Origin of the sequence: Pararobbsia silviterrae, from assembly GCF_003628125.1 — a bacterium.
Taxonomy (GTDB): Bacteria; Pseudomonadota; Gammaproteobacteria; order Burkholderiales; family Burkholderiaceae; genus Pararobbsia; species Pararobbsia silviterrae.
Genome location: NZ_RBZU01000002.1, coordinates 1 through 15,657 on the forward strand (window position 1 = coordinate 1; position 15,657 = coordinate 15,657).

Consider the following 15,657-nt stretch of genomic DNA (forward strand, 5'->3'; position numbering starts at 1 on the left):
GCGGTGGGCCGCGGCCGCGGCCTGTCGCGCGGCGCCTCGGCGCTCGGCGGCCTCGCGCGTGCGCCGGTCGCGTTCGAGCCGGCGCGCATGCCGCGCGCGCGCGTCGTCGGCCTGCGTTTGCGTCCAGGCGGCCCATCCGGTCGCATCGCCCGTGACCGCGATCATCGAGATGCAATCGACCGGACAGGGCGCGACACAAAGATCGCATCCCGTGCACAGCGACTCGACGACCGTATGCATGCGTTTGGCCGCACCGACGATCGCGTCGACGGGGCACGCCTGGATGCATAGTGTGCAACCGATGCAGATGCTTTCGTCGATGCGCGCGACGGGCCGCGGCCGCTCGACGCCGTGTTCGACGTTCAACGGGATGACGGGCTTGTCGAGCAAGGCGGCAAGACGCGCGATACCCTCGGCCCCGCCGGGCGGGCACTGGTCATACGAGGCCGTGCCGTCGGCAAGGGCTTCGGCATACGGACGGCACCCCGCGTAGCCGCATTTCGTGCATTGCGTCTGCGGCAGCAGGTCTTCGATCCGGTCGGCGAGCGACGGCGGGGAGGCGGTGACGGGGGACACTGGATATGAGTGAAAACACGGACCCAAGATTATCGCCGATTCTGTTTGGTTTACAGAACGTTATGCCATAATCGGCTGCCTCTCCCTTGGTCGCGGATGCCACCATGAACGAGCCAAAAATCAAAAGAGATCCAGAGGGGACCCGGCGTCGCATTTTGACCGCGGCGGCCGAAGAATTTGCCAACGGCGGATTATCGGGCGCACGCGTCGATCAGATCGCGCGGCGTGCGTTGACCAATGAGCGGATGCTCTATTACTACTTCGGCAGCAAGGAACAGCTGTTTACCGCGGTTCTCGAACAGGCCTTCGCGGGCCTGGCCGATGCTGAACGCGAGCTCGATCTCGCGGGTCTCGAACCGGTTGAAGCGATCACTCAGCTCGCACATTTCATCTGGAATTATTATTTCGAGCATCAGGAATTGCTTCGGCTGCTCAATAACGAGAATTTGCACGAAGCGCGATATATCAAGGGATCGTCTCGGATAAACGAGATGATGTCGCCGATTACGTCGATGACCGCGACGATTCTCCAGCGCGGCGCCGATGCGGGTGTATTCCGCAAGGATGTCGATGCGGTCCGGTTCTATGTGACGCTGTCGGCGCTCGGTTATTACGTGCTGTCGAATCGCTATACGCTCGCGGCGATTCTCGGCCGCGATTTCACCGAAGCGCAGGAGCGCGCCGAAGTCGTCAAGATGTCGACGGATATGGTGCTGTCGTACCTGCGTCACGGCGCATCCGCGAACGCCTGACGTTCGATTCGTTGCGGGACTGCGGCGCGACACGTTCGCCCTGGGCGGGGTCGCGGTCCCGGCTCGTCGTACGGTGAGACGCGCCCGGCGTCGCGCCGCCGCGTCACGTCTCCTATTCGCATATCGAGCGCAGGCCGTCGACGATGCACGGCCACGTGCGCGTCTTCCGCCGCCGCCGAGGTCCGTGCGCTGAATTCCATGCACTGAGTTCCATGCGCTGTGTCCGACGCGCCGTGTTCGACGTTTACGCGGTCTTTACACCCACCCCCCCAACTTTGCCCCGGTCTTTATCGCCGACGCGCGACGATGCAGTCCTCGTCACTGCGTTCAACGGAGACCCAATATGGACGTGCTGTATGTCGGTGGACTCATCGTGTTCACCGCATTGACCGTCGGCCTGCTCAAAGGCTGCGAAGTGCTGCGCCGCCGCGCGGTCGGGGGGCGGCCATGACCCTCTGGATGCTCTGGTTGGCAGGCGCCTCGACGGCGTTTCTGCTCGTCTATCTCGCTTACGCTTTGTTCAACGCGGAGGAACTCGAATGACCTCCAACGACTGGCTTCAGTTTGTCGTGTACGCGGTGGTGCTGATCGCGCTTGCGATTCCGCTCGGCCGCTATATGACGCACGTGCTCGACGGATCGTCGCGCGTGCTTCGCTGGTTCGGCTGGGCCGAACGCGGCTTTTATAAGCTCGGCGGCGTCGACCCGACGCAGGAGATGAGCTGGAAGGGTTACGCCGTCGCGATGCTCGCGTTCAACGTGCTCGGCACCGTCGCGATCTACGTGTTGTTGCGCGTGCAGGCCGGGTTGCCGCTGAACCCGGCCGGCATCGCCGCGATGACGCCCGACGCCGCGTTCAACACCGCCGTGAGCTTCGTGACCAATACGAACTGGCAGGATTATTCGGGCGAATCCGGCGCGAGCTATCTGATACAGATGCTTTGCTTCACGGTGCAGAACTTCTTGTCGGCGGCGACCGGCATCGCGGTCGTGACCGCGCTGATCCGCGGTTTCGCGCGTCATTCGGCGCAGACGATCGGCAATTTCTGGGTCGACGTCACGCGCTCGACGTTATATGTACTCGTGCCGATTTCAGTTGCGATTGCCCTGGTTTTCGTGAGCCAAGGCGCGATTCAGAACTTCTCGGCGTACAAGGACGTGCCCACGCTTCAGGCGACGCAATACACGCAGCCCAAGGTCGATGCGCAGGGCAACCCCGTGAAGGACGCGCAGGGCAATGCCGTGAACGACACACTGACCGCGAAGACGCAAACGCTCGCGATGGGTCCGGTCGCGTCGCAGGAAGCGATCAAGATGCTCGGCACGAACGGCGGCGGCTTCTTCAACGCGAACTCGGCGCATCCGTACGAGAACCCGACGCCGTTCTCGAACTTCGTACAGATGATCGCGATGCTCGTGATTCCGGCCGCGCTTTGCGTGATGTTCGGCGCGATGGTCGGCGATCGCCGCCAGGGCGCGGCCGTGCTCGCGGCGATGACGATCGCGTTCGCGGTCGCGTGCGTCTCCGAGATCGCCTCGGAGCAGGCCGGCAATCCGATCTACGCGTCGCTCGGCATCGACCAGCATGCGAGCGCATTGCAGTCGGGCGGCAATATGGAGGGCAAGGAGACGCGCTTCGGCATCGTGTCGTCGGGCATCTTCACGGTCGCGACGACCTCGGCGTCGTGCGGCGCGGTCAACAACGCGCACGACTCGCTGACGCCGCTCGGCGGCTTCACGCCGATGCTGCTCATGCAGCTCGGCGAAGTGATCTTCGGCGGCGTCGGTTCGGGGCTTTACACGATGCTCGCGTTCGCGTTGCTGGCCGTGTTCGTCGCGGGGCTCATGATCGGCCGCACGCCCGAGTACGTCGGCAAGAAGATCGAAGCGTACGAGATGAAGATGGTCTCGATCGTCGTGCTGCTCACGCCCTTGCTCGTGCTCGTCGGGACCTCGATTGCCGTGCTCGCGTCGGCCGGCGTCGCGGGCATCGCGAACCCGGGCACGCACGGCTTTTCCGAAATCCTCTACGCGTTCAGTTCGGTCGCGAACAACAACGGCAGCGCGTTCGCGGGCCTGACCGTGTCCACGCCGTTTTACAACGCGATGACGGCGATCGCGATGTGGTTCGGCCGCTTCGGTCCGCTGATTCCGATGCTTGCGATCGCCGGTTCGCTGGCCGCGAAAAAACGCATCGCGCCCGGCGCCGGCACGATGCCGACCCACGGCACACTGTTCGTCGTGCTGCTGCTCGGCACCGTCGTGCTCGTCGGCGCGCTGACCTATGTGCCCGCGCTCGCGCTCGGCCCCGTCGCCGAACATCTGCAGATGATCGCCGCCCATTGATAGCGGGATCGCACCCGTTCAAGGACGCATCGATACAAGGATCGACACTACAAGGATCGATATGGCACCCCATTCCCGTACGCGTTCGGAGCGTGCTCAGCCGGCGACCCCGGCCACGCCGCCCGCGACGCTTCCCTCCGAACACCCGCACGACGCGGCACGCCGTTCGAGTGCGCGTTCGATGTTCGATCCCGCGCTGCTCAGGCCCGCGATCGTCGACGCGTTTCGCAAGCTGTCGCCGCGCACGCAGTTCCGCAATCCGGTCATGTTCTGCGTCTACGTCGGCTCGATTCTGACGACCGTGCTCTGGATCGCCGCGCTCGGCGGCGAAGCCGAGGCGCCCGCGGGCTTTATCCTCGCGATCGCGCTGTGGCTGTGGTTCACGGTGCTGTTCGCGAACTTTGCCGAAGCACTCGCCGAAGGCCGTTCGAAGGCGCAGGCGGCCGCGCTGCGCAGCGCGAAGCGCGACGTCATGGCGAAGAAACTCGAAAAACCCGAGCGCCACGCGTCGATTCGCGTGACGACCGCGTCCGATCTGCGCAAGGGCGACGTCGTGCTTATCGAAGCCGGCGATACGATTCCGGCCGACGGCGAGGTCATCGAAGGCGTCGCGTCGGTCGACGAGTCGGCGATCACCGGCGAATCCGCGCTCGTGATCCGTGAATCGGGCGGCGATTTTTCGGCGATCACGGGCGGCACGCGCGTGCTGTCGGACTGGATCGTCGCGCGTGTGACGGTCAATCCGGGCGAAGCGTTCCTCGACCGCATGATCGCGATGGTCGAGGGCGCCAAGCGCCGCCGCACGCCGAACGAGATCGCGCTGACGATCCTGCTCGTCGCGTTGACCGTCGTGCTGCTGCTCGCGACCGCGACGCTGCTGCCGTTCTCGATGTTCAGCGTCGAAGCGGTCAAGCAGGGGCATGTCGTGACGATCACGGCGCTCGTCGCGCTGCTTGTCTGCCTGATCCCGACGACGATCGGCGCGCTGCTGTCGGCGATCGGCGTCGCGGGCATGAGCCGCATGATGCAGGCCAACGTCATGGCGACGTCGGGCCGCGCCGTCGAAGCCGCGGGCGACGTCGACGTGCTGCTGCTCGACAAGACCGGCACGATCACGCTCGGCAATCGCCAGGCATCGGCGTTCATGCCCGCGGCGGGCGTCACGGAGCATGAGCTGGCCGATGCGGCGCAACTCGCGTCGCTCGCCGACGAGACGCCCGAAGGCCGCAGCATCGTGGTGCTCGCGAAGCACCGCTTCAATCTGCGCGAACGCGATATGCAGGCGCTTGCGGCGACGTTCGTGCCGTTCACCGCGCAGACGCGCATGAGCGGCGTCGATCTGCGCGAGCGCCAGATCCGCAAGGGCGCGGCCGATGCGATCCGCCGCTCGGTCGACGCGCATGGCGGCGCCTTTGCGTCGAGTGTGCAGGCGCAGGTCGATGAAGTCGCGCGGCGCGGCAGCACGCCGCTCGTGGTCGCCGAGATCGCGCACGGCGGCGCACGCGTGCTCGGCGTCATCGAACTCAAGGACATCGTCAAGGGCGGCATCAAGGAGCGCTTCGGCGAGCTGCGCACGATGGGCATCAAGACCGTCATGGTCACGGGCGACAACCGGCTGACGGCGGCGGCCATCGCGGCGGAGGCGGGCGTCGACGATTTCCTCGCCGAGGCCACGCCCGAAACGAAGCTTGCGACGATCCGCGACTACCAGTCGCGCGGCATGCTCGTCGCGATGACGGGCGACGGCACGAACGATGCCCCGGCGCTCGCGCAGGCCGATGTCGCCGTGGCGATGAACACGGGCACGCAGGCCGCGAAGGAAGCGGGGAATATGGTCGATCTCGATTCGAACCCGACCAAGCTCATCGAGATCGTCGAGATCGGCAAGCAGATGCTGATGACGCGCGGCTCGTTGACGACGTTCTCGATCGCGAACGACGTCGCGAAGTACTTCGCGATCATTCCGGCCGCGTTCGCGACGACCTATCCGCAACTGCGCGCGCTCGACGTCATGCATCTGACGACGCCCGCGTCGGCGATCCTGTCGGCCGTGATCTTCAACGCGCTCGTGATCATCGCGCTGATTCCGCTCGCGCTGAAGGGCGTGCGCTACCGGCCGCTCGGCGCGGCGACGCTGCTGCGCCGGAACCTGCTGATCTACGGCCTCGGCGGCATCCTCGTGCCGTTCGTCGGCATCAAGCTCATCGACATCGTGCTGGCCGCGGCCGGCTGGGTCTGAACGGAGACGGCTCCATGACATCCTTTGCGCAATCCCTCAACGCCCTCATTCGTCCGCTCGTCGTCATGTTCGTCGGTCTGACGGTCGTCACGGGCGCCGCCTATCCGCTCGTCGTGACCGGCGTCGCGCAGGCGCTGTTTCCGCATCAGGCCAACGGCAGCCTCATCGAGCAGGACGGCGCACCCGTGGGCTCGGCACTGATCGGCCAGCAGTTCGACGCGCCGCGGTATTTCTGGGGCCGCCTGTCGGCGACCTCGCCGATGCCGTACAACGCGACGTCGAGCGGCGCCTCGAACCTCGGGCCGACGAACCCGGCGCTGGCCGACGAGGTCAAGGGCCGGCTCGCCGCGCTCAAGGCCGCCGATCCCGCCAACGCGGACCCGGTCCCCGTCGATCTCGTGACGTCGTCGGGCAGCGGGCTCGATCCCGAGATTTCGCCGGCCGCGGCCGCCTATCAGATCAATCGCGTCGCGAATGCGCGTAAGCTTGCGCCAGACGTCGTGCGCGATCTCGTGGCCACGTTCACCGAAGGGCGTCAGTTCGGCGTGCTCGGCGAGCCGCGCGTGAATGTGCTCAAACTCAATCTCGCGCTCGATGCATTGCATCACTAGGCGGATACGCCCCGCATCGTCGCGTTTCCGATCCAGGACACAGCCCTGAATGAGCGTGCGTATCCATGAATCGTCCTGATCCGGACGCCTTGCTCGACAAGCTCCAGCGCGACGAGGCCAAGGCGCAGCGCGGACGTCTGAAGATCTTCTTCGGCGCATCGGCCGGCGTCGGCAAGACGTTCGCGATGCTGCAGGCCGCGCGGCGTCTGTTCGACGACGGCATGGACGTCGTCGTCGGCATCGTCGAGACGCATGGACGCGCCGAGACGCAGGCCTTGCTCGACGGCTTGCAGGCGCTGCCGCTGCAGACGATCGATTATCGTGGGCGCGCGTTGCAGGAGTTCGATCTCGACGCGGCGCTCGCGCGCCGCGCTCAGGTGGTCCTCGTCGACGAACTCGCGCATTCGAACGTCGCGGGCGCGCGCCATGCGAAGCGCTGGCAGGACGTCCACGAATTGCTCGATGCGGGCATCGATGTCTTCACGACGCTCAACGTCCAGCATCTCGAAAGCCTCAACGATATCGTCGGACAGATCACGGGCATTCGCGTCTGGGAGACGGTGCCCGATCGCGTATTCGATCTGGCCGACGATGTGACGCTCGTCGATCTGCCGGCCGACGATCTGCTCGACCGCCTGCGCGAAGGCAAGGTCTATCTGCCGCAGCAGGCCGAGCGCGCGGTTCGCAACTTCTTTCGCAAGGGCAATCTGATCGCGTTGCGCGAACTCGCGTTGCGCCGCACGGCCGATCGCGTCGATGCGCAGATGCGCGAGTATCGCGCGGACCGTTCGATCGACCGCGTCTGGCAGACGCGCGAACGCGTGCTCGTGTGCATCGGACCCGGGCCCGAGGCGAGCGCGCTCGTGCGTGCCGCCGCGCGTCTGGCGACGCGTCTGCGCGCCGACTGGATCGCCGCGTATGTCGAGACGCCGCAGCTCCAGCGTCTGCCCGAGACGCTGCGCGAACGCACGCTGCGCGCGCTCAAGCTCGCGCAGGATCTCGGCGCGGAGACCGCGACGCTGGACGGCGACGAGGCGGCCGCATCGCTCGTCGATTACGCGCATCTGCGCAACGTCTCGAAGATCGTCGTCGGCCGCACGCGGACCGGGCCGCGATGGCGCGTGTTTCAGCGGCCCGTCGGCGAACGGATCGCGAAGCTCGCGGGCGATCTCGACGTCACGCGGATCGGCGTCGAGACGCCGCCCGCGCCCGATGAACGCGCGGCCGCGCGCGGCGCGAGTTGGCGGCGCTGGGTCGGCGGGCGCGACGATCGATCGCCTGCGCGCGGCTATGTCGGCGCGCTCGCGACGGGCGCGCTCGTGACGGCGATCGCGACGCCGCTCGCGAACCGGCTCGATCTCGCGAACCTCGTCGTGCTTTATCTGCTCGGGGTCGTGTTCGTCGCGTATCGGCTCGGACGCGGGCCGGGCATCGTGTTGTCGTTTCTGAGCGTCGCGGCATTCGATTTCTTCTTCGTACCGCCGCGGATGTCGCTGTCGGTTTCCGATACGCAATATCTGCTGACGTTCGCGGGCATGCTGATCACGTCGCTCGTGATCAGCCACCTGACTTCGACGCTGCGCGGCCAGGTCCGCATCGCCTCGTTGCGCGAGCGGCGCAGCAGCGCGATGTACGAGATCGCGCGCGAACTCGGGGCGGCGCTGATGACCGAGCAGATCGTCGAGATCGGCGCGCGCCACGTGTCCGAGCTGTTTCGCGCGCGCGTGGCGGTGCTGTTGCCCGATTCGGACGAGGCGGTCCGCCAGCCGCTCGACAATCCGAGCGGTCCGGCGATGCTCGCGAACGACGCGATCGATTTCGATGTCGCGCAATGGGTCTACGATCAGCAAAAGCGCGCGGGGCGCGGCACCGATACGCTGCCCGCGTCGCACGCGCTCTATGTGCCGCTCAAGGCGCCGATGCGCACGCGCGGCGTGCTCGCGATCCTCTGCGAGGACTTCGGCGCGCTCGATGCGCCCGAACAGCAGCGCATGCTCGATGCCTGCGCGGCGCAGATCGCGCTTGCGCTCGAACGCGTGCATTACGTCGATATCGCGCGCGACGCGCTCGTCGACATGGAGTCCGAGCGTCTGCGCAATTCGCTGCTCTCGGCGATCTCGCACGATCTGCGTACGCCGTTGACGTCGCTCGTCGGATTCGCGTCGATGCTCGCGCAATCGCGCGACCGGCTCGATCCGGCGCAGGCGCCGCTGCTCGATGCGATTCATGACGAAGCGCAGCGCATGACGGGGCTCGTGACGAATCTGCTCGATATGGCGCGGCTGCAATCGGGGCATGTGCGGCTCAATCGCGAATGGACGACGATCGAGGAGGTGGTCGGCGCGGCGCTTCGGCATAGCCGCCATACGCTCGCGACGCATCCGGTCGCCGTGCGCGTCCCGGCCGATCTGCCGCTCGTGCAGATCGACGCGGTGCTCATCGAGCGCGTGTTCGCGAACCTGTTCGAGAACGCGGCGAAGTACACGCCGAGCGGCACGCCGGTGACGGTCTCGGCGAGCGTGATCGACGTCGACGGCAAACCGACGATGCGCATCGACGTCGACGACGACGGTCCGGGCTTGCCGGCGGGCGCCGAGGTCCGTATCTTCGACAAGTTCATGCGCGGCGAAAAGGAATCGGCGAAGCCCGGCATCGGGCTCGGTCTCGCGATCTGCCGCGCGATTGTCGAGGCGCACGGCGGGACGATCGGCGCCGCGAACCGGCCGCGCGTCGACGCGGACGGACTGCCGATCGACGGCACGGTATCGGGCGCGCGCTTCTCGCTGATGTTGCCGATCGGCGAACCGCCGTTGCCGCCCGCCCCGGAAGCCGACGTCGATATCGACGTCGATGTCGATGCATTGGATCAAGGACACGCAGGATGAGCGACCCCGTCGTCCATATCGTCCTCGTCGAGGACGACAAGCAGATTCGCCGTTTCGTGCGCAGCGCGCTCGAAGCGCAGGACATGACGGTCCACGAGGCCGAGACGGGCCGGCAAGGGCTCGTCGAAGCCGCGACGCGCCGGCCCGATCTCGTGATCGTCGATCTCGGGCTGCCCGATATCGACGGGATCGACGTGATTCGCGACCTGCGCGGCTTCGCCGAGGTGCCGATCATCGTGTTGTCGGCGCGCAGCCAGGAGACCGAGAAGGTCGAGGCGCTCGACGCGGGCGCCGACGATTATCTGACCAAGCCCTTCGGCGTCTCGGAACTGCTCGCGCGGATGCGCGCGCATCTGCGCCGGCGCGATCGCGCGAGCGGCAGCGAAGCGCCCGTCGTGCGTTTCGGTTCGATCGAAGTCGATCTGCCGATGCGTCACGTGCGGCGCGACGGTGCGCTCGTGCATCTGACGCCGCTCGAATACCGGCTGCTCGCGACGATGATCCGGCATGCGGGCCGCGTGCTCACGCATCGGCAGTTGCTGCGCGACGTCTGGGGACCGTCGCATGTCGAGAGCGCGCATTACCTGCGGATCTACATGGCGCATCTGCGCCAGAAGCTCGAACGCGATCCCGCGCAACCCGAACACATCATCACGGAAACGGGCGTCGGCTACCGGCTCGTCGGCGCGGCCTGAGCGCATGTCGCGGCGGTGCGTTCCGCCGGTGAGCGCGCGATCCGATGTCGGCTATCATGTGCGCGTCGATTGGCGTGTGCGACGCGCCACGCCCATCCCCATGGAGCCCGCATGGCCACACCCAACGAAAGCGTGAGCATGGCGCTGTTCTGCGACTTCGAAAACGTCGCGCTCGGCGTACGCGACGCGAAATACGAGAAGTTCGAAATCAAACCCGTGCTTGAGCGCTTGCTGCTCAAGGGCAGCATCGTCGTCAAGAAGGCGTACTGCGACTGGGAGCGTTACAAGGGGTTCAAGGCCTCGATGCACGAGGCGAACTTCGAACTCATCGAGATCCCGCACGTCCGGCAATCGGGCAAGAATTCGGCCGACATCCGCCTCGTCGTCGATGCGCTCGACCTCTGCTATACGAAGTCGCATGTCGACACATTCGTCATCATCAGCGGCGACTCCGATTTCTCGCCGCTCGTGTCGAAGCTGCGCGAGAACGCGAAACGCGTGATCGGCGTCGGCGTCAAGAATTCGACGTCGGACCTGCTGGTCGCGAACTGCGATGAATTCATTTTCTACGACGACCTCGTGCGCGAGCGTCAACGTGCCGAGGCCAAGCGCGCGAAGCATGACGCCGAAGCGGCCAACAAGCGCACGGCCGATCAGGACAAGGACAAACGCCGCAAGGACGACGCCGAAGCGCGCAAGCTGCAGGCCGTCGAGATCGCGGTCGAGACGTTCGACGCGCTCGTGTCGGAGCAGGGCGACGGCGGCAAGATCTGGGCGTCGGTGCTCAAGAGCGCGATCAAGCGCCGCAAGCCCGATTTCAGCGAGTCGTACTACGGCTTCCGCGCATTCGGAAATCTGCTCGAAGAGGCGCGTGCGCGCAGCTTGCTCGATTTCGGACGCGACGATCGTTCAGGCACGTTCGTGTCGCGCATGCAGGAAGGCGCGGCGAGCGCGGATGGCGCGCCACGCCGAGGGGCGGCCCTGGCGCCGGCCGCTCAGGCGACGCCGGCCGCCGCCGTGCAGAGCGAGCCGCGATCGGACGCGCGCGACGGTCGCCAGAAAGACCGCAAGGACAAGGATCGGCATGCGCGTCGGCGCGGCGGCGCGCACGATCAACTGTCGATCGCCGGGCTTGGAGAGGGCGCCGCCGCGGCAAGCGACGCGCCGCATGGCGCGGGCGAGGGTCGCGAACCGGATCAGGATGCGTATGACGCGTCCGATCGCGCGCCTGAACGCGTCGCGGACGCGGCGCGCCGCTTCGACCCGCATGGCGAGACGCCTGAAGCGATGCACGGCGAGACGCGTTCGGACGCATGGACGCACGCCGAATTCGTGAGCGAGCCGGCGCGCGATGACGCTGAAGCGTCGTCAGAACCGATCGATGTCGTGCCGTCACGCACGCCGCCGAAAACACCGAAAGCGCCGCGCAAGACACCCGCGCGCAAGACCGCGAAGAAGAAGCCGGCGGCCGCGCGCGAAGTGTCGAGTGTCGATGCGGCCCAGGCGTCGCTGCTCGCGCCGAACGACGCGCCGCGGCGTGACGAGGTCGAGCCGCCGCTGTCGGCCGGCCCGAGGGTCGGCGATGCCGCCGAGCCGGTCGCGCCGCAAGCGGCCGAGACTTCGGTGCAGACGGCAGCGAAGACCGCTGCGAAGAAAAAGGCCCCGCCGCGCGGCCGACGTCCGCGCAAGGCCGCGACGCCGGCGTAGCGCGCGATCGCTTACAATCTGCCTTCAATGGACGGCTGTATCGGCCGTCGCATCGATCGGGCACGACCCCGTCATATTGAAAGGAGCGGGGCGCATGTCCTGGATCTATCTGGTTATCGCGGGTTTTCTCGAAGTCGCCTGGGCGGCCGGCCTCAAGCATTCGGAGGGATTCACGCGCCTCGGGCCGTCGATCTTCACGGTGGTGACCGCGACGGCGAGTTTCGGACTGCTCGCGCTCGCGATGAAACATTTGCCGCTCGGCACCGCTTACGCGATTTGGACGGGCATCGGCGCGGTCGGCGCGTTTATTTTCGGCATCATTTACCTCGGCGAAGCCGTGTCATGGATGCGCATCGCGAGTGCGGGATGCGTGGTTATCGGCTTGATCGGACTCAAACTTTCGTCTGTCCATTAAATAAGCCGTAATTTATTTCGATTTCGACCGGAAATACGACGGATTCGCGATTATTCGGGTGTTTTCGCTTGGAAGAATATCGAATGCGATGGTTATAATCGTTCGCATAACCGCATGCGCCGCTTTAAGGCGTGAGGCGTGAAGGAGGCGGCGATGCTTTCAGCTTTATCCCTGTCGGCCGGACTGGCGTGGGCCAGTGGGCTGCGTTTGTATTTGACGATTGCGCTGGTCGGCTTCGGCGCGGCGATCGGCGTCGTCCATCTGCCTCCCGCACTCGCGTTTCTCGCTTCTCCGTGGATGATGTCGCTGGCCGCCGTGCTCGCGATCGTCGAGTTCTTCGCCGACAAGATTCCCGCGCTCGATTCGCTTTGGGATGCGGTCCACACGCTGATTCGGATTCCCGCCGGCGCCTTGCTCGCCGCCGCCGCGCTCGGTCACTCCGACCCGAGCTTGCAGACGCTGGCCGCGCTCGCGGGCGGCGCGCTCGCCGCCTCGGCGCATCTGACCAAGGCAGGCAGCCGTGCATTGATCAATCTCTCGCCCGAGCCGCTGTCGAACTGGATCGCGTCGAGCGCCGAAGACGTGTTGATGATCGTCGGTCTCACGCTCGCGCTGTTTCTGCCTGCGGTGTTTCTCGTCCTGCTGATCAGTTTCCTGTGCTTCGCGGGCTGGGTGCTGCCGCGTCTGTGGCGCGGCGTGCAGGGCGGCTGGCGCGGCATGGCCACGCATATGCTCGGTGTCGAACCGCTGCGGGGCAAGCACGAGTGAGCGCCACGCAGGCTTCACGAACCGCGACGCATCCCGCCTTCTCCCTTCCTCGAGTCTTTCGTCAGGCTGTTCGCATGACGGTCCGCGACTGGCGGTCCGGCGAACTCACGATGTTGCTGCTTGCGCTCGTGCTCGCCGTCGCGGCGCTCACGAGCGTGGGATTCGTCGCCGATCGCCTGCGGCTCGGGCTCGATCGCGACGCGCGCAAGATGATCGGCGCCGATCTCGTCATTCGCGCCGATCAGCCGATCGAGGACCGTTTCGCGGCGCAGGCGCGCGGCGACGGCTTGCGCATCGCGACGACCGCGATTTTTCCGAGCATGGTCAGCGCCGCGCAGGGCGCCGATACGAGCCGTCTCGCCGCGCTCAAGGCTGTCTCGCCAGGCTATCCCTTGCGCGGCGAGGTTCGCATCGCGACACGGCCGAACGGACCTGACGCGGCCGCGGCATCGATTCCCGAATCGGGCACGGTCTGGGTCGATCCGACCTTGCTCGACGCGCTGCATCTGCATGTCGGCGATTCGATCAAGCTCGGCGTGCGCGATTTCCGCGTCGCGGCGGTCATCACGCGCGAACTCGATCGCGGCTTCTCGTTCGTCAACTTCTCGCCGCGCGTGATGCTCAACGCGTCCGATCTCGGATCGACGCGGCTCGTCGGGTACGGCAGCCGTGTCGTTTACCGGCTGCTCGTCGCGGGCGCCGATCCCGCGGTCGCGCAGTTCCGCGACTGGGCGCATGCGCAGGTCGACGGCGGCAAGATGCGCGGCGTGGCGATCGAAACGATCGAGGAAGGGCAGCCCCAGGTCCGCGACACGCTCACGCGCGCGCGGCATTTCCTGACGCTCGTCGCGTTGTTGACGGCGCTGCTCGCGGCGGTCGCGATCGCGATGGGCGCGCATCGCTATATGCGCCGTCATCTCGACGGGTGCGCGGTCATGCGGTGCCTCGGCGCGAGCCGCGCCGACCTGCGTGCGGGCTTCATCATCGAATTTCTGCTCGTCGGACTCGGCGGCAGCGTGCTCGGCGTGCTCGTCGGCTACGGCGGCCATGCCGTACTGCTGAGCTGGCTCGGTCAACTGATCGACGTCGTGTTGCCGCAACCGACGTTCCGGCCCGTTCTCGAAGGGCTCGCCGCGGGTCTCGTGCTGCTGCTCGGCTTCGCGGTGCCGCCGCTGCTGCCGCTTACGCAGGTGCCGCCCGCGCGCGTGCTGCGTCGCGAACTCGGCGAGGCCGCGCGCGTCGCGTGGTTCGCCTACGCGGTCGGCGTCGCGCTGTTCGCGGGGCTGTTGATTCTCGCCGCGGGCGAAGTCAAGCTCGGCGGCATCGTCGCGGGCGGCTTCGCGGGCGGACTCGTCGTGTTCGGCGGCGTGTCGCGCGGGGTGCTGTTCGCGCTTGCGCGGACCACGCGCCAGGCGCGCCACGCGCGTGCATTCGCGGGGCTCGGATGGCGTTATGCGCTCGCTTCGCTCGAACGCCGGGGGCTCGCGAGCGCGCTGCAGATCACGGCGCTCGGCATCGGTCTGATGTGTCTGTTGCTGCTCGCGATGACGCGCAACGATCTGATCGACGGCTGGCGCAAATCGACGCCGCCCGACGCGCCGAATCAGTTCGTCATCGATATCCAGCCGAACCAGCGCGACGGCGTGCTCGCGCTCATGAAGTCGCGCGGCTTCGACGACGTGCAGCTTGCGCCGATGGTGCGCGGCCGCCTGATCGCGATCGACGGACGCAAGATCGATCCCGACGCATACAAGGACGAGGAAACGCGGCGGCTCGTCGACCGTGAATTCAATCTGTCGTATTCGACCGCGCTCGCGCCCGACAATCGTGTCGTTTCGGGCACCTGGTTCGGCGCGGATCCGAAGCCCCAGATCTCGCTCGAACAGGGCATGGCGAAGCGTCTGAAGGTCAAGGTCGGCGACGTGCTGCGTTTCGACGTCGCCGGTCAGGCGTTCGACGCGCCCGTCACGAGCATCCGCATGCTCGACTGGGGCACGTTCCGCGTGAACTTCTTCGCCGTGTTGCCGCCGGCCGCGATGACCGACTTCCCGGCGACGTTCATCACGGCCTTCCGGCTGCCGCCCGGCGATGCGGGGCAGGCGACGATCGATGCGCTGATTCACGCGTACCCGAATCTGACGGTCATCGATACGGGGCAGATCATCGCGCAGATGCAGCGGATCCTGAATCAGGTCATCGGCGCCGTGCAGTTCCTGTTCGTATTCACGCTCGCGGCGGGCGTGCTCGTGCTCTATGCGGCGCTCGCGGGCACGCGCGACGAACGCACGCGCGAGGCGGCGCTGTTGCGCGCGCTCGGCGCGTCGCAGCAGCAGATTCGTTCCGTGCAGGTGACCGAATTCGTCGTGGTCGGCGGGCTCGCGGGCCTGCTCGCGGCGCTCGGCGCGCAGGTCATCGGCTGGGTGCTCGCCGATCGCGTGTTTCAGTTCCGGCTTGAACTCAGCGTGTGGCTGCCGTTCGCGGGACTCGTTGCGGGCATCGCTTGCGCGACCGTCGGCGGATGGTTCGGACTCAGACGGGTGCTGCGGCGGCCCGCGCTGCAGTCGCTACGCGACGCATGAAGATCGTGCACGCCGCGCCGCGAGCGGTGTCGGCAGCGACTGCGCGTGTCGCCGCTGCGCGTGGCCGATGCGCGTCGCCGATGCG

13 protein-coding genes are annotated in these 15,657 nt (G+C 66.7%); 12 read left to right on the plus strand and 1 reads right to left on the minus strand.

Annotation, left to right across the window (positions count from 1 at the left end; translation table 11 throughout):
• The coding region (rsxB, locus tag D7S86_RS05440; RefSeq protein WP_121085214.1) for an electron transport complex subunit RsxB at positions 1–576 on the minus strand (576 nt) is incomplete at its 3' end.
• Between the two features lie 104 nt (positions 577–680).
• Between rsxB and D7S86_RS05445 the strand changes: the two genes are divergently transcribed.
• From D7S86_RS05445 to D7S86_RS05495, 12 genes are all read left to right on the plus strand, one after another.
• Positions 681–1,328, plus strand: a complete 648-nt coding sequence (locus tag D7S86_RS05445; protein ID WP_121084379.1) for a TetR/AcrR family transcriptional regulator — start codon at positions 681–683, stop codon at positions 1,326–1,328.
• Between the two features lie 343 nt (positions 1,329–1,671).
• Positions 1,672–1,779, plus strand: coding sequence for a potassium ABC transporter ATPase (locus D7S86_RS29900; protein WP_205962752.1), 108 nt, complete (start codon positions 1,672–1,674; stop codon positions 1,777–1,779).
• Entirely contained in the window at positions 1,776–1,871 is a 96-nt protein-coding gene (locus D7S86_RS05450; RefSeq protein ID WP_121084381.1) for a potassium-transporting ATPase subunit F, read from the plus strand. Before D7S86_RS29900 ends, D7S86_RS05450 begins: the two co-directional genes overlap by 4 nt.
• Positions 1,868–3,673 carry a potassium-transporting ATPase subunit KdpA gene (gene kdpA, locus D7S86_RS05455; RefSeq protein WP_121084383.1) on the plus strand — a complete coding sequence of 602 codons (1,806 nt, stop codon included), beginning with the start codon at positions 1,868–1,870 and terminating at the stop codon, positions 3,671–3,673. The genes D7S86_RS05450 and kdpA overlap by 4 nt, the downstream gene beginning before the upstream one ends.
• 181 nt (positions 3,674–3,854) lie before the next feature.
• On the plus strand, positions 3,855–5,912 hold the full coding sequence (kdpB, locus tag D7S86_RS05460) for a potassium-transporting ATPase subunit KdpB (RefSeq protein ID WP_121084385.1): 2,058 nt from the start codon (positions 3,855–3,857) through the stop codon (positions 5,910–5,912).
• 14 nt (positions 5,913–5,926) lie between these two features.
• Positions 5,927–6,523, plus strand: coding sequence for a potassium-transporting ATPase subunit KdpC (gene kdpC, locus D7S86_RS05465; RefSeq protein WP_121084387.1), 597 nt, complete (start codon positions 5,927–5,929; stop codon positions 6,521–6,523).
• 65 nt (positions 6,524–6,588) lie between these two features.
• Positions 6,589–9,408 (plus strand): sensor histidine kinase, encoded by a 2,820-nt coding sequence (locus D7S86_RS05470; protein WP_121084389.1) that lies wholly within the window; start codon positions 6,589–6,591, stop codon positions 9,406–9,408.
• The gene (gene kdpE / locus D7S86_RS05475) at positions 9,405–10,103 is read left to right on the plus strand and encodes a two-component system response regulator KdpE (RefSeq protein ID WP_121084391.1); all 699 of its coding nucleotides are present in this window, start codon (positions 9,405–9,407) and stop codon (positions 10,101–10,103) included. Before D7S86_RS05470 ends, kdpE begins: the two co-directional genes overlap by 4 nt.
• A gap of 111 nt (positions 10,104–10,214) precedes the next feature.
• Positions 10,215–11,810, plus strand: coding sequence for an NYN domain-containing protein (locus tag D7S86_RS05480; protein ID WP_121084393.1), 1,596 nt, complete (start codon positions 10,215–10,217; stop codon positions 11,808–11,810).
• A gap of 94 nt (positions 11,811–11,904) precedes the next feature.
• Positions 11,905–12,225, plus strand: a complete 321-nt coding sequence (gene sugE / locus D7S86_RS05485) for a quaternary ammonium compound efflux SMR transporter SugE (RefSeq protein WP_121084395.1) — start codon at positions 11,905–11,907, stop codon at positions 12,223–12,225.
• A gap of 153 nt (positions 12,226–12,378) precedes the next feature.
• Positions 12,379–12,993, plus strand: coding sequence for a DUF4126 domain-containing protein (locus D7S86_RS05490; protein ID WP_121085215.1), 615 nt, complete (start codon positions 12,379–12,381; stop codon positions 12,991–12,993).
• 74 nt (positions 12,994–13,067) lie between these two features.
• The gene (locus D7S86_RS05495; protein WP_121084397.1) at positions 13,068–15,572 is read left to right on the plus strand and encodes an ABC transporter permease; all 2,505 of its coding nucleotides are present in this window, start codon (positions 13,068–13,070) and stop codon (positions 15,570–15,572) included.
• The last annotated feature ends 85 nt before the right edge of the window (positions 15,573–15,657 follow it).

Coding starts and splice junctions, on each gene's coding strand:
- D7S86_RS05470 (WP_121084389.1), top strand. CDS start 6,589: ATGAATCGTCCTGATCCGGACGCCTTGCTCGACAAGCTCCAGCGCGAC.
- D7S86_RS05495 (WP_121084397.1), top strand. CDS start 13,068: ATGACGGTCCGCGACTGGCGGTCCGGCGAACTCACGATGTTGCTGCTT.
- D7S86_RS05480 (WP_121084393.1), top strand. CDS start 10,215: ATGGCCACACCCAACGAAAGCGTGAGCATGGCGCTGTTCTGCGACTTC.
- D7S86_RS05445 (WP_121084379.1), top strand. CDS start 681: ATGAACGAGCCAAAAATCAAAAGAGATCCAGAGGGGACCCGGCGTCGC.
- kdpC (WP_121084387.1), top strand. CDS start 5,927: ATGACATCCTTTGCGCAATCCCTCAACGCCCTCATTCGTCCGCTCGTC.
- kdpE (WP_121084391.1), top strand. CDS start 9,405: ATGAGCGACCCCGTCGTCCATATCGTCCTCGTCGAGGACGACAAGCAG.
- kdpA (WP_121084383.1), top strand. CDS start 1,868: ATGACCTCCAACGACTGGCTTCAGTTTGTCGTGTACGCGGTGGTGCTG.
- D7S86_RS05490 (WP_121085215.1), top strand. CDS start 12,379: ATGCTTTCAGCTTTATCCCTGTCGGCCGGACTGGCGTGGGCCAGTGGG.
- kdpB (WP_121084385.1), top strand. CDS start 3,855: ATGTTCGATCCCGCGCTGCTCAGGCCCGCGATCGTCGACGCGTTTCGC.
- D7S86_RS29900 (WP_205962752.1), top strand. CDS start 1,672: ATGGACGTGCTGTATGTCGGTGGACTCATCGTGTTCACCGCATTGACC.
- D7S86_RS05450 (WP_121084381.1), top strand. CDS start 1,776: ATGACCCTCTGGATGCTCTGGTTGGCAGGCGCCTCGACGGCGTTTCTG.
- sugE (WP_121084395.1), top strand. CDS start 11,905: ATGTCCTGGATCTATCTGGTTATCGCGGGTTTTCTCGAAGTCGCCTGG.